General features: G+C 54.9%; 20 protein-coding genes. 12 read left to right on the top strand and 8 right to left on the bottom strand.

Annotated features, from left to right (window positions below; genetic code table 11):
* Positions 1-110: 110 nt before the first annotated feature.
* Positions 111-1796, top strand: a complete 1686-nt coding sequence (locus HED65_RS10205; RefSeq protein WP_114978487.1) for an aspartate:alanine antiporter — start codon at positions 111-113, stop codon at positions 1794-1796.
* Between the two features lie 235 nt (positions 1797-2031).
* Here HED65_RS10205 and HED65_RS10200 read toward each other — a convergent pair whose 3' ends face one another.
* On the bottom strand, positions 2032-2217 hold the full coding sequence (locus HED65_RS10200; protein WP_147279796.1) for a hypothetical protein: 186 nt from the start codon (positions 2215-2217) through the stop codon (positions 2032-2034).
* 252 nt (positions 2218-2469) lie between these two features.
* Between HED65_RS10200 and HED65_RS10195 the strand changes: the two genes are divergently transcribed.
* From HED65_RS10195 to HED65_RS10180, 4 genes are all read left to right on the top strand, one after another.
* Entirely contained in the window at positions 2470-2790 is a 321-nt protein-coding gene (locus tag HED65_RS10195; protein ID WP_114978486.1) for a metalloregulator ArsR/SmtB family transcription factor, read from the top strand.
* A 40-nt stretch (positions 2791-2830) separates the two neighbouring features.
* Positions 2831-4120 carry an arsenic transporter gene (locus tag HED65_RS10190; RefSeq protein ID WP_114978485.1) on the top strand — a complete coding sequence of 430 codons (1290 nt, stop codon included), beginning with the start codon at positions 2831-2833 and terminating at the stop codon, positions 4118-4120.
* Between the two features lie 12 nt (positions 4121-4132).
* Positions 4133-4564: a glutaredoxin-dependent arsenate reductase gene (gene arsC / locus HED65_RS10185; RefSeq protein ID WP_114978484.1), complete on the top strand. Its 432-nt coding sequence runs from the start codon at positions 4133-4135 to the stop codon at positions 4562-4564.
* Between the two features lie 118 nt (positions 4565-4682).
* Complete coding sequence (locus HED65_RS10180) at positions 4683-5453, top strand: SDR family NAD(P)-dependent oxidoreductase (RefSeq protein WP_114978483.1); 771 nt, start codon at positions 4683-4685, stop codon at positions 5451-5453.
* Here HED65_RS10180 and HED65_RS10175 read toward each other — a convergent pair.
* On the bottom strand, positions 5450-6001 hold the full coding sequence (locus HED65_RS10175) for a TetR/AcrR family transcriptional regulator (protein ID WP_114978482.1): 552 nt from the start codon (positions 5999-6001) through the stop codon (positions 5450-5452). The two genes, HED65_RS10180 and HED65_RS10175, sit on opposite strands and share 4 nt — an antisense overlap.
* Positions 6002-6083: 82 nt before the next feature.
* Between HED65_RS10175 and HED65_RS10170 the strand changes: the two genes are divergently transcribed.
* A complete protein-coding gene (locus tag HED65_RS10170; protein WP_114978481.1) occupies positions 6084-7298 on the top strand; it encodes an MFS transporter in 1215 nt (404 codons plus the stop codon).
* Positions 7288-8100 (top strand): Cof-type HAD-IIB family hydrolase, encoded by an 813-nt coding sequence (locus HED65_RS10165; protein WP_114978480.1) that lies wholly within the window; start codon positions 7288-7290, stop codon positions 8098-8100. The genes HED65_RS10170 and HED65_RS10165 overlap by 11 nt, the downstream gene beginning before the upstream one ends.
* 59 nt (positions 8101-8159) lie before the next feature.
* Here the strand turns inward: HED65_RS10165 and HED65_RS10160 are convergent, their stop codons facing one another.
* Positions 8160-9392, bottom strand: coding sequence for an MFS transporter (locus HED65_RS10160; protein ID WP_114978479.1), 1233 nt, complete (start codon positions 9390-9392; stop codon positions 8160-8162).
* A 168-nt stretch (positions 9393-9560) separates the two neighbouring features.
* Here HED65_RS10160 and HED65_RS10155 point away from each other — a divergent pair, with 168 nt between their 5' ends.
* From HED65_RS10155 to deoR, 3 genes are all read left to right on the top strand, one after another.
* Positions 9561-10289: a phosphatase PAP2 family protein gene (locus HED65_RS10155; protein ID WP_114978478.1), complete on the top strand. Its 729-nt coding sequence runs from the start codon at positions 9561-9563 to the stop codon at positions 10287-10289.
* A gap of 7 nt (positions 10290-10296) precedes the next feature.
* Positions 10297-10905 carry an undecaprenyl-diphosphate phosphatase gene (ybjG, locus tag HED65_RS10150; RefSeq protein ID WP_114978477.1) on the top strand — a complete coding sequence of 203 codons (609 nt, stop codon included), beginning with the start codon at positions 10297-10299 and terminating at the stop codon, positions 10903-10905.
* A gap of 68 nt (positions 10906-10973) precedes the next feature.
* The gene (deoR, locus tag HED65_RS10145) at positions 10974-11732 is read left to right on the top strand and encodes a DNA-binding transcriptional repressor DeoR (RefSeq protein WP_114978476.1); all 759 of its coding nucleotides are present in this window, start codon (positions 10974-10976) and stop codon (positions 11730-11732) included.
* A gap of 39 nt (positions 11733-11771) precedes the next feature.
* Here the strand turns inward: deoR and dacC are convergent, their stop codons facing one another.
* Positions 11772-12977 (bottom strand): serine-type D-Ala-D-Ala carboxypeptidase, encoded by a 1206-nt coding sequence (dacC, locus tag HED65_RS10140; RefSeq protein ID WP_114978559.1) that lies wholly within the window; start codon positions 12975-12977, stop codon positions 11772-11774.
* Positions 12978-13218: 241 nt separating this feature from the next.
* Here dacC and HED65_RS10135 point away from each other — a divergent pair, with 241 nt between their 5' ends.
* Positions 13219-13845, top strand: a complete 627-nt coding sequence (locus tag HED65_RS10135; protein ID WP_028019335.1) for a glutathione S-transferase family protein — start codon at positions 13219-13221, stop codon at positions 13843-13845.
* Here the strand turns inward: HED65_RS10135 and HED65_RS10130 are convergent, their stop codons facing one another.
* Together HED65_RS10130 and bssR are read right to left on the bottom strand one after the other, a co-directional pair.
* Positions 13846-14964: a PQQ-dependent sugar dehydrogenase gene (locus HED65_RS10130; protein WP_114978475.1), complete on the bottom strand. Its 1119-nt coding sequence runs from the start codon at positions 14962-14964 to the stop codon at positions 13846-13848. It lies immediately after the preceding gene.
* 106 nt (positions 14965-15070) lie between these two features.
* Positions 15071-15454 (bottom strand): biofilm formation regulator BssR, encoded by a 384-nt coding sequence (gene bssR, locus HED65_RS10125; RefSeq protein WP_114978474.1) that lies wholly within the window; start codon positions 15452-15454, stop codon positions 15071-15073.
* A 216-nt stretch (positions 15455-15670) separates the two neighbouring features.
* Between bssR and rimO the strand changes: the two genes are divergently transcribed.
* A complete protein-coding gene (gene rimO / locus HED65_RS10120; protein ID WP_114978473.1) occupies positions 15671-16996 on the top strand; it encodes a 30S ribosomal protein S12 methylthiotransferase RimO in 1326 nt (441 codons plus the stop codon).
* Positions 16997-17059: 63 nt separating this feature from the next.
* Here the strand turns inward: rimO and gsiD are convergent, their stop codons facing one another.
* Together gsiD and gsiC are read right to left on the bottom strand one after the other, a co-directional pair.
* Entirely contained in the window at positions 17060-17971 is a 912-nt protein-coding gene (gsiD, locus tag HED65_RS10115; RefSeq protein ID WP_114978472.1) for a glutathione ABC transporter permease GsiD, read from the bottom strand.
* A 1-nt stretch (position 17972) separates the two neighbouring features.
* Positions 17973-18893: a glutathione ABC transporter permease GsiC gene (gene gsiC, locus HED65_RS10110; protein ID WP_114978471.1), complete on the bottom strand. Its 921-nt coding sequence runs from the start codon at positions 18891-18893 to the stop codon at positions 17973-17975.

The raw sequence follows: 18893 nt of genomic DNA, 5'->3' as shown, positions 1-18893 counted from the left end.
GGAATAAAGCAGGAAACAGGGAGCGTTAACGCCTTTCCCTGACCCAGAAAACAGTAGCCCAAAAAGCCCTTTTATTCAACAACTTACTGGTAAACAAGAAGTTAGCCTCCGTGAATATAAACGTCGCAGACTTGTTAAATGGGAATTACATCCTGTTATTATTTGTTGTACTCGCGCTGGGCCTTTGCCTGGGTAAATTGCGCCTGGGGTCGGTTCAACTTGGTAATTCCATTGGCGTTTTAGTCGTATCATTAATATTAGGTCAGCAGCATTTCAGCATTAACACGGACGCGCTCAACTTAGGTTTTATGCTGTTTATTTTTTGTGTTGGTGTGGAAGCGGGTCCCAACTTTTTTTCAATTTTCTTCCGCGACGGCAAAAATTATCTGATGCTGGCGCTGGTCATGGTCGGTAGCGCACTGCTGATTGCGTTAGGGCTGGGTAAACTGTTTGGCTGGGATATCGGGTTAACGGCCGGTATGCTGGCAGGTTCGATGACCTCTACGCCAGTGCTTGTCGGTGCAGGTGATACCCTGCGCCATTCTGGCATGGCTGGTGCACAACTCTCTACCGCCCTCGACCACCTGAGCCTGGGCTATGCCCTGACTTATCTGATCGGTCTTGTGAGCCTGATTGTGGGCGCGCGCTACCTGCCGAAACTGCAACACCAGGATCTGCAGACCAGTGCCCAGCAAATCGCCCGCGAGCGCGGTCTGGATACCGACACCAAACGTAAAGTCTATCTCCCGGTGATCCGCGCGTATCGCGTCGGGCCAGAGCTTGTTGCATGGGCTGACGGGAAAAATCTTCGCGAGCTGGGTATATACCGCCAGACCGGTTGCTATATCGAACGCATTCGTCGCAACGGCATTCTGGCGAACCCGGACGGCGATGCGGTGCTGCAGATGGGAGATGATATCGCGCTGGTGGGTTACCCGGATGCCCACGCCCGTCTTGACCCAAGCTTCCGTAACGGCAAAGAGGTGTTCGACCGCGATCTGCTCGACATGCGTATCGTCACCGAAGAGATTGTGGTGAAAAACCATAACGCCGTCGGCCGTCGTCTGGCGCAACTGAAGCTGACCGACCACGGTTGCTTCCTTAACCGCGTGATCCGCAGCCAGATTGAGATGCCTATCGACGACAACGTCGTACTCAATAAAGGTGACGTTTTGCAGGTCAGCGGCGACGCCCGCCGCGTGAAAACCGTTGCTGACCGCATCGGCTTTATCTCCATTCACAGCCAGGTCACCGACCTGCTGGCGTTCTGCGCCTTCTTTATCGTTGGCCTCATGATTGGGATGATCACCTTCCAGTTCAGCAACTTTAGCTTCGGCATCGGTAACGCCGCCGGTTTGCTGTTCGCCGGGATCATGCTGGGCTTCCTGCGAGCGAACCATCCGACCTTCGGCTACATTCCGCAGGGCGCGCTGAATATGGTGAAAGAGTTCGGCCTGATGGTCTTTATGGCGGGTGTCGGTTTAAGCGCGGGTAGCGGCATTGGCCACAGCCTGGGTGCCGTTGGCTGGCAAATGTTAGTTTCCGGACTCATCGTCAGCCTGGTGCCGGTAGTGATCTGTTTCCTGTTCGGCGCCTACGTGCTACGCATGAACCGCGCCCTGCTCTTCGGAGCCATGATGGGTGCTCGTACCTGTGCGCCAGCCATGGAAATTATCAGTGACACCGCGCGCAGCAACATCCCGGCACTGGGCTATGCAGGCACTTACGCTATCGCCAACGTACTGCTGACGCTGGCAGGTACGCTGATCATTATCATCTGGCCTGGACTCGGATAACTCCTAAGTTTGCGCATAAAGAAAAAATTTTCGTTATGCGCAGAACTTTTTGATCTGGGGGCAGTCATAACTAGTGCCACTGCTTTTCTTTGATGTCCCCAATTTGTGGAGCCCATCAACCCCGCCGTTTTGGTTCAAGGTTGATGGGTTTTTTGTTGCCTGAAGTTCAACCATTCTGTTTCAGCCCGTTAAAGGGGTTAAAGCCAGATCTAGTCCGGGATGAACCAACTAAAACTCACCCACCTCTAATTTTTTCCGCTCCATATGAAAGCACATAACCAACGATTAATGCCCCAATACATCCGGCCAACTTCATCCAGGTGTTTTCAAACCAAAAAAAAGAACCCATAGCAAAAATCACAGCCAGAAAAGTGATGGTTCCCTCAATTGCGTGGGACATTAACGATTTTACAAATTTCATTCTGTATTCCTTTGCAATCAATAGGGTGCCCTTCGATGAACACAAGGTAAGGCTCTAGCTGTTGTTCAACGAGGAAGTAGACCATATCTAATCCGTAGTGGTCCAAACCCGCGCAAAGAATAACCAAAGGTAATTAGCGATTCCAGACGATATTTTTCAGTTTAACAGCCAGCCTGGTTTTCCCCTCTTCCATTCCTCACACCAAATACATATGATTAAACGAATATGTATTAACTATCCGAAGGTTTAACCATGCTCCACCCGCTCCAACTCTTCAAAACCCTCTCCGACGAAACGCGGCTCTCCATCATCATGCTGCTCCGTGAAGCGGGCGAGCTGTGCGTTTGCGATCTCTGCTCCGCGACCACCGAGTCGCAGCCGAAAGTCTCCCGCCATATGGCGTTGCTCCGCGAGTCCGGGCTGGTTATCGATCGCCGGGAAGGGAAATGGATCCATTACCGTTTATCCCCTCACGTGCCTGCATGGGCGGCAACCATTATCGACAACAGCTGGAACTGCCTGCGGGAAGAGACGCGTGAAAAACTGAAAAACAGACTTACGGGTTCGTGTTAATCAATACACATTCACAAAAACAGATATGATGGAGTAAGCAATGTTTCTGGCAGGGGCAATTTTTCTGTTTACGCTGGTACTGGTTATCTGGCAGCCAAGGGGGCTGAGTATCGGCTGGAGCGCGACCATTGGTGCCGTGCTGGCGCTGGTCAGCGGTGTGATCCACATTAATGATATTCCGGTGGTCTGGAATATTGTCTGGAATGCGACGGCCACGTTTATCGCCGTCATTATCATCAGCCTGCTGCTGGATGAGTCTGGCTTTTTCGAATGGGCTGCGTTGCACGTTGCCCGCTGGGGAAATGGCCGGGGGAGATTACTTTTTACGTATATCGTGCTGCTGGGCGCGGCGGTTGCGGCGCTGTTTGCCAATGACGGTGCGGCGCTGATCCTGACACCTATCGTGATTGCTATGCTGCTGGCGCTGGGGTTCAGCAAGCAGGCAACGCTGGCGTTTGTGATGGCGGCAGGGTTTATCGCCGATACCGCCAGCCTGCCGCTGATTGTCTCTAACCTGGTCAACATTGTGTCAGCCGATTTCTTCACGCTGGGGTTCAGCGAATATGCCTCGGTGATGATCCCGGTTGATATCGCCGCGATTGCCGCCACGCTGGTGATGCTGCATCTGTTCTTTCGCAAGGAAATTCCCCCGGAATATGACCTGTCGAAACTTCGGGAGCCGGCACGCGCTATTACCGATCTCCCGACGTTCAGAACGGGCTGGATCGTCCTGCTGCTTCTGCTTGTCGGTTTCTTCGTACTTGAACCTCTCGGTATTCCGGTCAGCGCCATTGCGACCGTCGGCGCGCTGATTTTATTCGCTGTCGCAAAACGCGGACATGCGATAAACACCGGAAAAGTGCTGCGCGGCGCACCGTGGCAGATCGTCATCTTCTCGCTGGGGATGTATCTGGTGGTGTATGGCCTGCGCAATGCCGGGCTGACGGACTATCTCACAGGCGTACTGAATAGCCTGGCCGGACACGGGCTGTGGGCCACCACGCTGGGAACCGGGTTCATCACTGCGTTCCTGTCATCCATAATGAACAATATGCCCACGGTGCTGATTGGCGCGCTCTCGATTGATGGCAGTACGGCAACAGGATTGATTAAGGACGCGATGATTTACGCCAACGTGATTGGTTGCGACCTGGGGCCGAAAATCACACCTATCGGCAGCCTGGCGACCCTGCTCTGGCTTCATGTACTGGCGCAGAAAAACATGACGATTACCTGGGGCTACTATTTCCGGACGGGTATCATAATGACGTTACCGGTCCTGTTTGTGACGCTCGCCGCGCTGGCGCTACGTCTCTCCTTCACACTGTAATGAGCCACTGATATGACCCACATCACCATTTACCACAACCCAGCCTGCGGCACCTCGCGCAATACGCTCGAGATGATCCGCAACAGCGGCACGGAGCCAGAGATTATTCTGTATCTGGAAACCCCGCCATCGCGCGACACGCTGACTACTCTGATTGCGGATATGGGAATTTCTGTACGGGATCTGCTGCGTAAAAACGTGGAACCCTATGAACAGCTCGACCTGGCCGAAGATAAATTCACCGACGAACAGCTGCTCGACTTCATGCTGCAATACCCGATCCTGATTAACCGTCCGATCGTCGTGACGCCGCTGGGCACTCGCCTGTGCCGCCCTTCTGAAGTCGTCCTCGACATCCTGCCTGACGCGCAAAAAGGGGCATTTACGAAAGAGGATGGCGAAGCCGTCGTGAATGCCAGCGGGAAAAAAATCTCGCAAAAGTAACCTATTGATAATGGCGCAGTAAGGCTTGCATGCGGCATACCCCACCTACCGGTTGAGTTGCATCAGCCGAAACCCGGCTCATACTTTTGAGGGTCAGGTCTGGTGAGGGTATGCGGGTATGGGCTTTAAAAACAAAATCGCTGTCATCTTCGGTGGCAGCGGCGCCATTGGCAGCGCTGTGGCAGATGCTCTGGCGCGTGAGGGGGTTGAGGTTCACCTCGCTGCACGCACACCTACCAGGCTGGAACATGTTGCCAATAGCATTCGTGCCGCAGGCGGGTCTGCCAGCACATTTATTTTCGATGCGCTGGATGAGTCCGCGCAGCTTCCTGAGCTTGTCCATATTGATATTGTCGTCAACGCCACAGGCTTTATGCACGATCAGGGCAAACGCCTCGACGCGTTAACTCTTAGCGAATTCAGGCAGGGTTTTGATCCCTTCCTGACCGCGTACTTTAACATCGCCAAAGCCGTTGCGCCCCGCATGGGCGGCGAACATGGCGGAACCCTGATTACCATCGTCGCGCCCGCCGCGAATATGGCGATCTCCGGGCACCTGGGGCATATCGTTGGCTGCGCGGGAACAGAAGCGTTTACCCGGGCGCTTGCCGCAGAACTGGGCGTTAAAAATATTCGCGTCGTGTGCGTGCGCTCTCACGCGGTAGCCGACGCGATGCAGGCAGGTTCGTATGTCGGTGCCATTTTCGCCGCTAAGGCACAGGAGATGGGGATTACGGTCGAGCAGTTTCTCGGTGGTGCCGCGCAAAGTACCCTGACGCATCGCCTGCCAACGCTGGCGCAGGTGGCCGACACGATTACATTTCTGGCCTCAGATGCGGCAAGCGCCATCACGGGAACCACCGTTAATATGACCGCAGGCGTAACCTAGCATCCGCCCTCGCCCGCAATTCTTCCCACCATTGCCCGGATCTCTTCGCGGGTTAACGGTGCCCGGTCGGTGACAAAGTGCAGCGTCATCCCTTCGATAAACGCATCCAGTGCGCGAGTGGTGACCGGGTCAAACCACTGCTCAAGCGTAGTCTGGCTCATCTTCATCCAGTCCTGCATCACCGTTTTGAGCGCCGTGCTGCGGTGCATAAAGGCGTAGAGTTGATACATCAGCGCCATGTTGTGCGGCGTCGTCACCTGCGAACTGTGGATCAGCGTGGTGATGGCTTCACACGCCATTTCAGGCCCGGTGACACCGGCGAAGAAATCCCGGTACTGTTGCGACATCTGCCGGGTAAACCACGTGAAAGCCTCCTCCAGCAGCGACTCCATACCCTCGAAATAGTAGGTCATCGACCCTAGCGGCACACCTGCACAGGACGCGATTTTGCGGTGCGTGACGGCATGGATACCGTGCTCAGCGATGGTGTCCAGCGTCGCCTGCAGGATCTTCTCCCGGCGATGAGGATCGTTCGGTGGTCTGGTCATAAATTCCTCACGTAGTTTATGTACAAATGTACACAAACTTGCTAGTGTTGTCGCTATTGTTGTACTTCCGGTGCTAATCTCAATGACTCTCGCCTCCCCTCGTCGAACTCTGCAGCTACGCCTGTGGGCGCTGTTCATGTTCTTCTTTATTCCCGGTCTGCTGATGGCTTCCTGGGCCACGCGTACCCCCGCCATTCGCGATATTTTGTCCGTTTCTACGGCCGAGATGGGCATTGTGCTGTTCGGTCTGTCTATAGGCTCTATGAGCGGCATTCTTTGCTCAGCGTGGCTGGTGAAGCGCTTTGGTACACGGGCGGTGATCCGCACCACCATGTGCTGCGCTGTGTTCGGGATGGGGGTACTGAGCGTTGCGCTATGGTTTGCCTCACCGGTTCTGTTTGCCCTGGGGCTGACAATATTTGGCGGCAGTTTCGGTTCGGCGGAGGTCGCCATTAACGTTGAAGGGGCAACGGTCGAGCGTGAAATGAACAAAACCGTGCTGCCAATGATGCATGGCTTTTACAGCCTTGGCACGCTGGCCGGTGCGGGCGTGGGGATGGCACTGACGGCATTTGGCGTCACAGCCAATCTGCATATCCTGCTGGCAGCACTGGTTTGTATTATTCCGATTTTGACCGGTATCCGGGCAATCCCTGACGGCACAGGTAAGAACTCCTCGGATGAACAACATTCGGCGGAAAAAGGGCTTCCTTTCTACCGCGATATTCAGCTGATGCTGATCGGCGTGGTGGTGTTGGCGATGGCTTTCGCGGAAGGTTCCGCCAACGACTGGCTGCCGCTGCTGATGGTGGACGGCCACGGCTTTAGCCCGACCTCCGGCTCGCTGATCTACGCCGGATTTACGCTGGGCATGACCGTAGGGCGCTTTACCGGCGGCTGGTTTATCGATCGCTACAGCCGCGTGGCGGTGGTTCGCGCCAGTGCTCTGCTCGGAGGGCTGGGGATTGCGATGATCATCTTTGTGGATGTGGACTGGATTGCCGGCGTGTCGGTGATCCTCTGGGGTCTGGGTGCATCACTCGGCTTCCCGCTAACCATTTCGGCCGCCAGCGATACCGGCCCGGATGCGCCAACACGCGTCAGCGTGGTGGCGACCACGGGCTACCTCGCTTTCCTGGTCGGGCCACCACTGCTTGGTTTCCTCGGCGAGCACTACGGGCTGCGCAGCGCCATGCTGGTGGTGTTAGGGCTGGTCATCATCGCAGCGCTGGTGGCGCGTGCGGTGGCAAAGCCGGAAACGAATCAAACGACACTGGAGAAGGGATATGAGCGTTAAACTGATCGCCGTCGACATGGATGGCACTTTCCTGAGTGATGCAAAAACCTATAATCGCCCGCGTTTTCTGGCCCAGTATGCACGTATGAAGGCGCAAGGTATTCGCTTCGCGGTCGCCAGCGGCAACCAGTACTACCAGTTGATCTCCTTTTTCCCGGAGATTGCCCATGAAATTGCATTTGTCGCCGAAAATGGTGGCTGGGTCGTGAGCGAAGGGGAAGATGTCTTTAACGGTGAACTGTCGAAAGCCCATTTCGAGACCGTCGCGAACGTCTTAAACGACGTTCCGGGCATTGAGATCATCGCCTGCGGGAAAAGCAGCGCGTATACGCTGAAATGCTATGACGAGGGCTTTAAGGAGATCGCGGCGAAATACTACCACCGCCTCGAAATGGTGAGTGATTTCGACAACCTGAACGATATTTTCTTCAAGTTCGGGCTTAACGTTTCTGACGATGAAATCCCGCGTATACAGGCACTGCTGCATGAAAAACTGAGTGACATCATGGTGCCCGTCACGACCGGGCACGGCAGCATAGACCTGATCATCCCAGGCGTACATAAAGCCAATGGTCTGCGGATACTGCAAAAGCGCTGGGGCATAGACGACTGTGAAGTGCTGGCCTTTGGTGATAGCGGTAATGACGTGGAGATGTTGCGCCAGTCCGGGTTCAGCTTTGCGATGGCAAATGCCAGACCGCATATTAAAGCGGTGGCGCGCTTTGAAGCGCCGCATAATAACGAGGAAGGTGTTTTAAACGTGATTGAGAAGGTGTTGAACGGGGAGGCACCGTTTAATTGATACCGTGCTGTCTGGTACCCTCCCCCTAACCCTCTCCCATACGGGAGAGGGAATTAGACTTAAGGCTGCAGGGCGTTTCCGACGCGTTTGTCTTTCAGGAACACCACCATCAGTCCAACCCATAGCGCGCCGTTGGCGAGGTTAAACAGGCTGAACAGTCCGTTGCCGCCCATCGCGTAAGCATGCTTGCTCACTTCGATACCGACGGTAAAAATCAGCATCTGCAACATCCCCATCGCCGCGGACACCGTACCTTTACTCATCTCGCTGGCAAACAGCGTCAGGCGTACCAGCCCGGCATTCGCCACACCAATCCCGAACGCATAAATGCTTAACCCTGCGGTCATCCACAGATACGCATGAGATGACACCACGGTCGCGACCGCCGCGACAATCAGCCCCGCCGCAATCGGCCAGCCGCCCATAATAATCAGCGAACGCACGGTGCGGCGTGACGTCAGACGTGCCAGCACCAGGTTACCGATTATCAACGCGCCGAAAATCGGCACCTGCAGCAGACCATACTCGTAGCTGCTGAGCTTTTCACCGCTGATGATAATGACCGGAGACTGCGCAATCCACGCCAGCAGCGGCAGACTGACGAACCCCGTCGCCAGCGCACCCGCAACAAAGCGGCCATTCCTGAGCACTTCTTTGTAATCCCGGCCCAGCTCTTTGAGCGAAAGTTTCTCGCCGATGCGGGTGGCGGTTTCCGGCATCGCACGATGCAGGCCAAAGAACGCGATGGCGGCGAAAACAGCAAAGAGCACAAACATCCCTTCCCACGGCGCAACGTGCACCCACGCGGCCCCCACCAGCGGGCCGAGCAACGGGGCGATCAACGCCACATTCGCCATCAGGGCGGTGATCTTGATACACACCGCCTCTTCAAACGACTCCTGAATGGCGGCATACCCCACGGCACCGATAAAGCACAGACTCACCCCCTGCAGGAAACGCAGCAGGGTAAATTGTTCAATGTTTTGCGCCAGAAGCGTGGCAAGACAGGTCACGATAAACCACACCACGCCGGTCAGCATCACCGGACGGCGACCAATACGATCCGACAGTGGGCCTAACAGCCACTGTAAAAACATACCGCCGGCCAGATAGGCGGTCATGGAGGTCGGCACCCATTCAATTCCCGCGTTGTACTGTTCCACAACGGCCAGCATACCGGGCTGGATCATATCGTTGCCGATATAGGTAGAGAATTCGTAGAGCACCAGACACAGAGGAAAAAGCAACGCCTGACGACCCAGACGCGCTGCAGAAGAAGAACGGTTTAACATGCAATCTCTTTTTAATGACAAAATCGCGACGAGTGTAATGAAATGCCCCAGCCCGAGATAGTGATTTATCGAGGATAAACAGAAATAAGGCACATATCGTCTTCGTTTAAGGTTTCCTTAAGTTGACAGATTTATGATAGCCCCATTATTCGTCAACGACCCCAGATTATGGCACTCACCTCCAGCCGTTCAGAATTATCTAACTTACAGACAAATAAGACAAAACAACTTTACCGCTTACCGGCCCGCTTTTATGGTTACCAGCTTCTGGTCCTGATAGCCCTTGCCGTGCTGTTTACGTGGTTATCCCGCGATGAAACGCTCGACAAATGGGTGACCGGCTTTTGGTACGACGCGGCGACACAGAGTTTTCCACTGCAGAAAGACCATCTGCTGGATCTGCTGAACCACCGCATTGCGAAGTATATTGCCATCGCCTTAGGTGCCGTGGCGCTGTTTTACGGCGCTTACACGCGTAACACAAGACTGGTCACGGCTGCGTTGTTGATGGGACTTGGCGCGCTGGTGGTTGGCGTACTGAAAAGTGTAAGCCATCACAGTTGCCCGTGGGATCTGGTGGAATACGGCGGAAAGGCAGTTGCTTATCCCCTGTTCAGTTCTGTCCCTGCAGACAGCGGTCCCGGGCGTTGTTTCCCCGGCGGTCACGCGTCCAGTGGCTTTATGGTCATGGGCCTGTTTTTTGCCTTCTGGCGCGAGCGTCCACGTCTGGCCTGGTCCTTTGTCGTACTTGGTGTGGTGTTAGGTCTGGTGATGGGTTATGGCCAGGTGATGCGCGGCGCACATTTCTTATCTCACAACCTGTGGGCTGGGTGGTGGGTTTGGTTTTCCCAGGTGGTGGTCTATGGCCTTGTTTCCACCCGGTTTGCTAAAGAGTAACGACGTTATGTTAGAGCAATTGAACTATGGACTGTTTTATCTGATCAACGCCACCCCGGCATCACCGGAGTGGATGATTGATATCGCCACTTTTTTTGCCAAAGATCTGATCAGTATCGTTCCTGTGCTGGCCGTAATCCTCTGGTTATGGGGCCCGCGCAATCAGGTCGTCGCGCAGCGCCAGTTAGTTATCAAAGTTGCGATGGCCCTTGCGGTAAGCGTACTGATGAGTTTTGCACTGGGTCATCTGTTCCCGCACGATCGTCCTTTTGTTGCCCACGCTGGCTATACCTTCCTGCATCATGCGCCTGATGACTCCTTCCCGAGCGACCACGGCACGGTGATTTTCACGTTTGCACTGGCGTTTTTGTTCTGGCACCGCCTGTGGTCTGGTGCGGTACTAATGGTGGTGGCGGCAGCTATCGCCTGGTCGCGTGTTTACCTGGGCGTACACTGGCCGCTGGATATGGTTGGCGGTTTCCTGGTGGGGCTGATTGGTTGCGTAAGTGCAGCGATCCTGTGGAGCCTCTTTGGTCAGGTGCTCTACCACGGGGTCTCCCAACTCTATCGTATCCTCTTTGCTATCCCGATCCGCAAAGGCTGGGTACGTGACTAACCCTGGCCCAACAGGTTACACTTGGACCCCCGCCCTGCGGGGGTTCACTTTTTCCACGCCGAGGATCTATGGAAACACGACGCGATGACCGCATTGCTCAGCTGCTACAGGCGCTGAAGCGCAGTGATAAGCTTCATCTTAAGGAAGCCGCCACCCTCCTCGGCGTTTCAGAGATGACCATTCGTCGTGATCTGAACAGCGACAGTGCACCCGTCGTGCTACTGGGCGGGTATATTGTGCTGGAGCCACGCAGTGCCAGCCACTACCTGATTAGCGATCAAAAAACGCGCCTGGTTGAAGAAAAACGTAAAGCCGCCCGGCTTGCGGCCTCACTGGTACAGCCGCATCAGACGCTGTTTTTTGACTGTGGCACGACAACACCGTGGATAATCGAAGCCATCGACAGCAGTATTCCTTTCACTGCTGTGTGTTATTCGCTGAACACCTTTCTGGCGCTTCAGGAGAAACCCGAGTGTCGGGTGATCCTCTGCGGCGGTGAGTTCCACGCCAGTAACGCCATTTTTAAACCGCTCAATCTTCAGGATACGCTCAGCAATTTGTGCCCGGATATCGCGTTTTACTCCGCAGCGGGCGTCAGTACCCGTCAGGGGGCGACCTGTTTTAACCTGGAAGAACTGCCGGTGAAACACTGGGCATTAAGCGCCGCGCAGTATCATGTGCTGGTGGTGGATCACAGCAAGTTTGGCAAGGTGCGTCCGGCACGGATGGGAGAGCTGGCACAGTTCGATGTTATCGTCAGCGATTGCCGTCCGGATGAAGAGTATGTTGCGTATGCGAAGGCGCAGCAGGTGAAGTTGATGTATTGAGGTTGTGCCGGGTAAGCGCAGCGCCACCCGGCAAAAAACTTAGCTAAACCAACTGCCAAACCAGCTATGGAATTTCATTAATACGAAATCCCACATCCGGCTGAAGAAGCCACCCTCTTCGACTGCTTCCATCACAATCAGCGGACGCTGTTCAATCGACTTGCCATTAAGCTGGAAATCAATCGTCCCGACCACCTGGCCTTTTTTCAGCGGCGCGGTGAGCTGCGGATCGGTCAGGGTATAGCTGGCTTTCAGGTTTTTAAGCTGACCGCGTGGGATGGTCACTGACCCAGCCTCACCGGCCCCCAGGTTCACTTCGTTCTTATCACCAAACCAGACACGCTGGCTGACGAAGGTGGCATCCGGTTTAATCGGCGTCACCGTTTCAAAGAAGCGGAAACCCCAGGTCAGTAATTTTTCTGATTCGTTAAAACGGATACGGTCGGTTTTAGTCCCCAGTACCACCGAGATCAAACGCATGTCACCCTGGGTTGCGGAGGCCACCAGGTTGTATCCCGCCCCAGCAGTGGTACCTGTCTTCATCCCGTCAACGTTGACGTTACTGCTCCACAGCAGACGGTTGCGGTTCGGCTGACGAATTTTATTGAAGGTAAACTCTTTCTCTTTATGGATAGCGTATTCATCCGGCACGTCGTGGATCAGCGCTTTACCCAACAGCGCCATATCACGGGCGGTACTGAACTGGCCCGGCGAATCAAGACCGTGAACGGTTTTAAAGGTGGTGTTGGTCAGGCCCAGCTTTTGCGCATAGCCATTCATCAGGCCGATAAATGAATCCTGACTGCCGGCGACATAATCCGCCAGTGCGATACAGGCGTCGTTACCGGACTGGATAATCACCCCTTTATTCAAATCAGAAACGGAAACCTGATCGCCAGGTTTCAGGAACATCACTGATGAGCCCCGCAGCGCCGGGTTGCCAGTCGCCCAGGCGTCCTTCCCGATGGTGACCATATCGTCAAGCTTGATCTTGCCTGCTTTTAACGCCTGGCCGACCACATAGCTGGTCATGATTTTGGTCAGACTGGCTGGATCGAGTTTCTCATCTGCATTGCCTTCCGCCAGCACTTTACCGCTGGAGTAGTCCATCAGGATCCAGGCGCGCGCGTCCACTGGCGGCGCTTCTGGCGCAGCCTGCTCAGCTGCGTAGAGAGTTGGTGCAAACAGGAAAAGGAGCGCAGAGCCTGTCGCAAGGCTGCGCAGAGAAGTCATTTTTCGCGTCATAAATGCCACCCGAGTGTCCATTCAAAAATTACGTCACATCACCGTGTCGCAAGAAGCGATGAGTAATAGCGCACTAAAACCGTTAAAGAAACCCAACGAGGGTAAAGTTATTAAAGTTTATGCAATAACATTCAGATACGCTTTGATTCAGGCGATTTTTTTGTCTTCTGTTGCGTAATTGTTAGGTTTATCTCACCATGGCAAAAAGCTGACTCGGATTCACATCTCATCGGGAGTAAATATGATTACGCTGTGGGGCAGGAACAATTCGACCAATGTTAAGAAAGTGCTCTGGACACTGGAGGAGCTGGATTTACCGTTCAATCAAATCATGGCTGGGTTGTCGTTTGGTGTGAACAAAGAGGCCGACTATCTGGCCATGAACCCGAACGGCCTGGTGCCGCTGCTGCGCGATGATGAAACAGACGCGACGCTTTGGGAGTCCAACACGATTGTGCGTTACCTTGCGGCCCAGTACGGCCAGGGCCGTCTGTGGGTAGAAAACCCGGCTCGTCGTGCTCAGGGTGAAAAGTGGATGGACTGGGCGAATCAGACGCTTTCGCCAACCCATCGCGTGATCCTGATGGGACTGATCAGAACACCAGAAGCCGAACGTGACTATCCCGCCATCCATGCCGCACAGGATGCCTGTGAAAACCTGTTTGCCATGATGGATGACGAACTGGCGAAGCACAAATGGTTCTCCGGTGACGCATTTGGCACAGGCGATATTGCCGTCGCGCCGTTCGTCTGGAACCTGACCAACATGGGCCTGAAGTGGACGCCGCGCCCTCACCTTGAGCGCTGGTTAAAACAGCTTAGCGATCGTCCGGCATACCGTAACGTCGTGATGATCCCGGTAACCTGATTACGTTCCGGACGGGCTGACTCTCAGTAGTTGCCCGTCCGTCTCATCGGTCAGGACATACAGAGCCCCATCCGGTCCCACCCTCACATCACGGATACGCTGATCCCGGTCGCCCAAAATCCGCCCGTCTTCCGTTACTTTATTGCCGCTCACGCTCAGCACAATAACGTCCTTTTCCTTCAGTGCGCCGATAAACAGTTTGTTTTTCCACTGCGGAAAGACGTCGCTGTTGTAGAACGCCATACCGCTCACGGCGGGTGAGACTTTCCAGACAAACAGCGGTTTTTCGGTTCCCTCAACGTGCTCACCTTTAGCTTCCGGGATTTTCAGGCCACTGTAGTTGATACCGTGCGTCGCCAGCGGCCAACCGTAGTTTTTCCCTCTCTCCGGGATATTGATTTCATCTCCGCCGCGCGGACCATGCTCGTTAAGCCACAGCGTGTCGCTCCAGGGATTCATCGCCATCCCCTGCGGGTTACGAATGCCGTAGGACCAGATTTCAGGCCGTGCGCCAGAGGTGTTCACGAACGGGTTATCCGCAGGCACTTTACCGTCTTCCGTCAGGCGCACCACTTTGCCCTGCAGTTTATCCAGTTCCTGCGCCGTCGGTCGCTGGTTGTTCTCGCCGAGCCCAATAAAGAGATAACCTTTACCATCGAACACCAGTCGCCCACCAAAATGGTTACCGGTAGAGAGTTTCGGCATCTGGCGGAACACCACCTGGAAACCGTCAATACTTGAAAGATCGTCGCTCAGGCGACCATAGCCCACCGACGTTCCGGCTTTGCCGTCCTCCCCGGCTTCGGCGAAGCTTAGCCAGACGCGGCGCGACTTTTCAAAATCCGGGGCGAGAGCCACGTCCAGCAATCCTCCCTGACCGTTCGCCCATACCTTCGGCACGCCGACAATCGGAGCGGAAAGCCCGGTCCCGGCCTGCCAGTGTTTGAGTTGACCTCCCCTGAGGGTCACCAGCAGCCCTTTATTATCCGGCAGAAACGCCAGAGACCAGGGGTGATCGAGTCTGTTTTGCAACACCTCGACGTTGACCGCGACCGGTGCGGCAAGAAGAGAAAATGATAATAACAACGCGGGCAGGAAAATGAGCGTGGTTCGAGGCATAACGCGCTCCTTTATCGGCATATGGCTTAAAGGTTAGCCATAACGCCCAGGCACGTTATCACTTTTACAAAAGCTTAATCAGAAGGGGGAGTTGCCTCCCCCCGATTCAGTACTGTTCGAGCTTCTCGTGCTCGTTCAGACACATGATGCAAAGAGAGAGCGTTGTCAGGCAGTTTTCAAGCTTCTCCGCGTTAACAGCGATAAAATTCGGGCAGTCGTGGCGTCCGTTCATCAGGCACACCCCTGCAATGGAGAGCACCTCAGCGGCGCGACGGAGCGCTATCAGCTCACTTTCGCAGTATTCCGCTTTCAGGGTCGGTGCTTTTTCACGCATGAAATTACATAGTTCAAACAGATTATCACGCAGATGTTCGCTTTCGCTGACTGACATATACCCTTTTGCCTTCCTCAACTGCAGGTACGCGGCCAGGTCGATTCGGGCGTTGATCAGCTTGTTCAGCAGATCGCGTTTCAGTCTGTCAACGGACATTCTCTTTCCTCCTCTGTCAGCCATTTTGCACATTCAGAATAAGGTTATTTTTTGTACAGTTTAATGCCTCAGATCAATAAAACATAACTGATTAACATCATTTACAATGTTACAACACCCGCCAACCGCATCAGCCTTGCAAAGAGTGTATAAATCCCCCGCGATACGCTGTAAAATCCCGCCCTGATAACTCCATAATTGATGAATTTTTAACCTATGAGCAATGTTACGCGCCAGCCGAAAATCGGCTTTGTCTCCCTGGGCTGCCCGAAAAACCTGGTGGATTCCGAACGTATCCTGACCGAACTGCGCACCGAGGGCTATGACGTGGTGCCAAGCTACGACAACGCCGATATGGTGATCGTTAATACCTGCGGGTTTATCGACAGCGCGGTTCAGGAGTCACTGGAAGCCATCGGTGAAGCCCTGACTGAAAACGGCAAAGTGATTGTGACCGGCTGCCTGGGCGCGAAAGAGGATCAGATCCGCGAAGTGCACCCGAAAGTGCTTGAGATCACCGGCCCGCACAGCTACGAGCAGGTGCTGGAACATGTTCATCACTACGTGCCAAAACCAAAGCACAACCCGTTCCTGAGCCTGGTGCCAGAACAGGGTGTGAAGCTGACCCCACGCCACTACGCGTACCTGAAAATTTCTGAAGGCTGCAACCACCGCTGCACCTTCTGCATCATCCCGTCCATGCGTGGCGATCTGGTAAGCCGTCCAATTGGTGAAGTGCTGGCGGAAGCGAAACGTCTGGCTGACGCGGGCGTGAAGGAGTTGCTGGTCATCTCCCAGGATACTTCTGCCTACGGTGTGGATGTCAAGCACCGCTCCGGTTTCCACAACGGTGAACCAGTGAAAACCAGCATGGTGGGCCTGTGTGAACAACTTTCTAAACTGGGTATCTGGACACGTCTGCATTACGTCTACCCTTACCCGCACGTTGATGACGTGATCCCGCTGATGGCGGAAGGCAAAATTCTGCCGTATCTGGATATCCCACTGCAGCACGCCAGCCCGCGCATTCTGAAGCTGATGAAACGTCCTGGCTCTGTTGATCGCCAGCTGGCACGCATCAAGCAGTGGCGTGAAATCTGCCCGGAACTGACCCTGCGTTCCACCTTTATCGTCGGCTTCCCGGGTGAAACCGAAGAAGACTTCCAGATGCTGCTCGACTTCCTGAAAGAAGCGCGTCTGGACCGCGTAGGTTGCTTCAAGTACAGCCCGGTAGAAGGCGCAACCGCCAATGAGCTGGCGGATCAGGTGCCGGAAGAGGTAAAAGAAGAGCGCTGGAACCGCTTCATGCAGCTGCAACAGCAGATCTCTGCTGAACGTCTGCAGGAAAAAGTGGGCCGCGAGATTATGGTCATCGTTGACGAAGTTGATGAAGAAGGCGCCATTGGTCGCAGCATGGCGGATGCCCCTGAAATCGACGGTGCGGTATACCTGAACGGTGAAACCAACGTTAAACCGGGTGATATTATTCGCGTGAAAGTTGAAAACGCCGACGAGTATGACCTGTGGGGTAGCCGGGTTTAATCTCCCCACTCCTTTGTTGTAAGCCGGGTAAGGCGTAGCCGCCACCCGGCACATTCCTCTGCGCTATCCCTTAATCCTCGGATCCAGCGCATCACGCAGACCATCACCCAGCAGGTTAAACGCCAGCACGGTCAGAAAAATCGCCAGACTCGGGAAGATCGCCACGTGCGGCGCGATCACCATGTCTGCTCTCGCCTCATTCAGCATCGCGCCCCACTCCGGCGTCGGTGGCTGCGCCCCTAATCCCAGAAACGACAGGCTGGCCGCCGAGATAATCGACACGCCAATACGCATGGTGAAATAGACCACGATCGACGACACCGTCCCCGGCAGAATGTGGCTAAACAGGATCGTGGCGTCGCTGGCTCCCATGCTGCGCGCCGACTCAATAAACGTCTGCCGTTTCAGCACCAGCGTGTTGCCGCGCACCAGGCGGGCAAACGCCGGAATGGAGAAGACCGCAACCGCAACGATCACGTTCGCCATGCCACTGCCCATGATCGCCACCACCGCAATCGCCAGCAGAATACCTGGGAAGGCAAACAACACATCGCAGATACGCATAATGATGCGATCCCACCAGCCTTCGTAATATCCGGCGATAAGCCCCAGCACCGTCCCTGTCGCTGCGCCAATCAGCACCGCGAAGACCCCGGCGGCGAGCGAGATCTGCGCTCCAACCAGCACGCGGCTAAAGATATCACGCCCCAGCGAATCCACCCCAAACCAGTGCAACATGGAGGGACCGTCGTTCAGCCGGTCGTAATCAAAATAGTTTTCCGCATCAAAGGGCGCTATCCACGGCGCAACGATCGCCAGGACAATGAGCAGCAGCACAAATAACCCCGCGGTCATGGCAACCGGCTGACGGCGAAAACGTCGCCAGAATTCAGACCATGGCGTGCGGATATGATCCGGTTTGAGCCCCGGCATAGCGTTTAAAACGGCCTGACGTCGCCAGTTCAACAATCGCATCTCACTTATACCTGATGGCCGGGTTAATGGCGGCGTAGAGCACGTCCACCACTAAGTTGATAAGAATAAACTCCAGCGAAAAAAGCAGGACCTCCGCCTGAATCACCGGGTAGTCTCGCATCTCGACCGAATCGACAAGAAGGCGTCCCAGCCCCGGCCAGTTGAAGACCTTTTCCACCACAATAGAACCGCCCAACAGGAAGCCAAACTGTAGCCCCATCATCGTCACCACCGGGATCATCGCATTGCGGAACCCGTGCTTGAGAACGACCCACTTCTCGCTCACCCCTTTCGCCCGCGCGGTGCGGATATAATCTTCGCTAAGCACGTCTACGAACGAGGCGCGAGTAAAGCGGGCCATCACCGCCGCAACAGCAGCCCCCAGCGTCATTGAGGGCAGAATATAGTGCTGCCAGGTATCCGCTCCGACGGTTGGTAACCAGCCCAGTTCGACCGAGAAGATCTGCATCAACAGCATCCCCAGCGCGAACGCAGGGAAAGAGATACCGGTCACGGCCAGCGCCATACCGAGCTTATCCGGCCAGCGGTTGCGCCAGACGGCCGCGACAATTCCGGCACCCAGCCCAAACAGTACCGCCCAGCTCATACTGGCAATCGTTAACCAGAATGTTGGCATAAAACGGCTGGCAATCTCTTCCGACACCGGGCGGCGCGACACCATCGAGGTGCCAAAGTCGCCCTGCAGAACGTTGCAGATATAATGAAGAAACTGCATATACATAGGCTGGTCGAGACCCAACTGTTTACGCACCAGGTCAATGACGGTGGCATCCGCTTCAGGCCCCGCAACCAGACGCGCCGGATCGCCCGGCAGCATATGGACAAACAAAAACACCAGCACCGCCACAATCAGCAGCGTCGGGATAAGCCCCAGCAAGCGTTTACAAACATAATTCAGCAT

Source organism: Pantoea sp. LS15, from assembly GCF_012241585.1.
GTDB lineage: Bacteria > Pseudomonadota > Gammaproteobacteria > Enterobacterales > Enterobacteriaceae > Enterobacter.
Note: the sequence above shows the minus strand (reverse complement) of the source record. Positions and strands in the feature narration are given on the sequence as shown.

What these genes read in the sequence shown, in the direction of transcription:
- HED65_RS10200 (WP_147279796.1), bottom strand. Translation starts at nt 2,217, where the DNA reads ATGAAATTTGTAAAATCGTTAATGTCCCACGCAATTGAGGGAACCATC.
- HED65_RS10195 (WP_114978486.1), top strand. Translation starts at nt 2,470, where the DNA reads ATGCTCCACCCGCTCCAACTCTTCAAAACCCTCTCCGACGAAACGCGG.
- HED65_RS10190 (WP_114978485.1), top strand. Translation starts at nt 2,831, where the DNA reads ATGTTTCTGGCAGGGGCAATTTTTCTGTTTACGCTGGTACTGGTTATC.
- arsC (WP_114978484.1), top strand. Translation starts at nt 4,133, where the DNA reads ATGACCCACATCACCATTTACCACAACCCAGCCTGCGGCACCTCGCGC.
- HED65_RS10180 (WP_114978483.1), top strand. Translation starts at nt 4,683, where the DNA reads ATGGGCTTTAAAAACAAAATCGCTGTCATCTTCGGTGGCAGCGGCGCC.
- HED65_RS10175 (WP_114978482.1), bottom strand. Translation starts at nt 6,001, where the DNA reads ATGACCAGACCACCGAACGATCCTCATCGCCGGGAGAAGATCCTGCAG.
- HED65_RS10170 (WP_114978481.1), top strand. Translation starts at nt 6,084, where the DNA reads ATGACTCTCGCCTCCCCTCGTCGAACTCTGCAGCTACGCCTGTGGGCG.
- HED65_RS10165 (WP_114978480.1), top strand. Translation starts at nt 7,288, where the DNA reads ATGAGCGTTAAACTGATCGCCGTCGACATGGATGGCACTTTCCTGAGT.
- HED65_RS10160 (WP_114978479.1), bottom strand. Translation starts at nt 9,392, where the DNA reads ATGTTAAACCGTTCTTCTTCTGCAGCGCGTCTGGGTCGTCAGGCGTTG.
- HED65_RS10155 (WP_114978478.1), top strand. Translation starts at nt 9,561, where the DNA reads ATGGCACTCACCTCCAGCCGTTCAGAATTATCTAACTTACAGACAAAT.
- ybjG (WP_114978477.1), top strand. Translation starts at nt 10,297, where the DNA reads ATGTTAGAGCAATTGAACTATGGACTGTTTTATCTGATCAACGCCACC.
- deoR (WP_114978476.1), top strand. Translation starts at nt 10,974, where the DNA reads ATGGAAACACGACGCGATGACCGCATTGCTCAGCTGCTACAGGCGCTG.
- dacC (WP_114978559.1), bottom strand. Translation starts at nt 12,977, where the DNA reads ATGACGCGAAAAATGACTTCTCTGCGCAGCCTTGCGACAGGCTCTGCG.
- HED65_RS10135 (WP_028019335.1), top strand. Translation starts at nt 13,219, where the DNA reads ATGATTACGCTGTGGGGCAGGAACAATTCGACCAATGTTAAGAAAGTG.
- HED65_RS10130 (WP_114978475.1), bottom strand. Translation starts at nt 14,964, where the DNA reads ATGCCTCGAACCACGCTCATTTTCCTGCCCGCGTTGTTATTATCATTT.
- bssR (WP_114978474.1), bottom strand. Translation starts at nt 15,454, where the DNA reads ATGTCCGTTGACAGACTGAAACGCGATCTGCTGAACAAGCTGATCAAC.
- rimO (WP_114978473.1), top strand. Translation starts at nt 15,671, where the DNA reads ATGAGCAATGTTACGCGCCAGCCGAAAATCGGCTTTGTCTCCCTGGGC.
- gsiD (WP_114978472.1), bottom strand. Translation starts at nt 17,971, where the DNA reads ATGCGATTGTTGAACTGGCGACGTCAGGCCGTTTTAAACGCTATGCCG.
- gsiC (WP_114978471.1), bottom strand. Translation starts at nt 18,893, where the DNA reads ATGCTGAATTATGTTTGTAAACGCTTGCTGGGGCTTATCCCGACGCTG.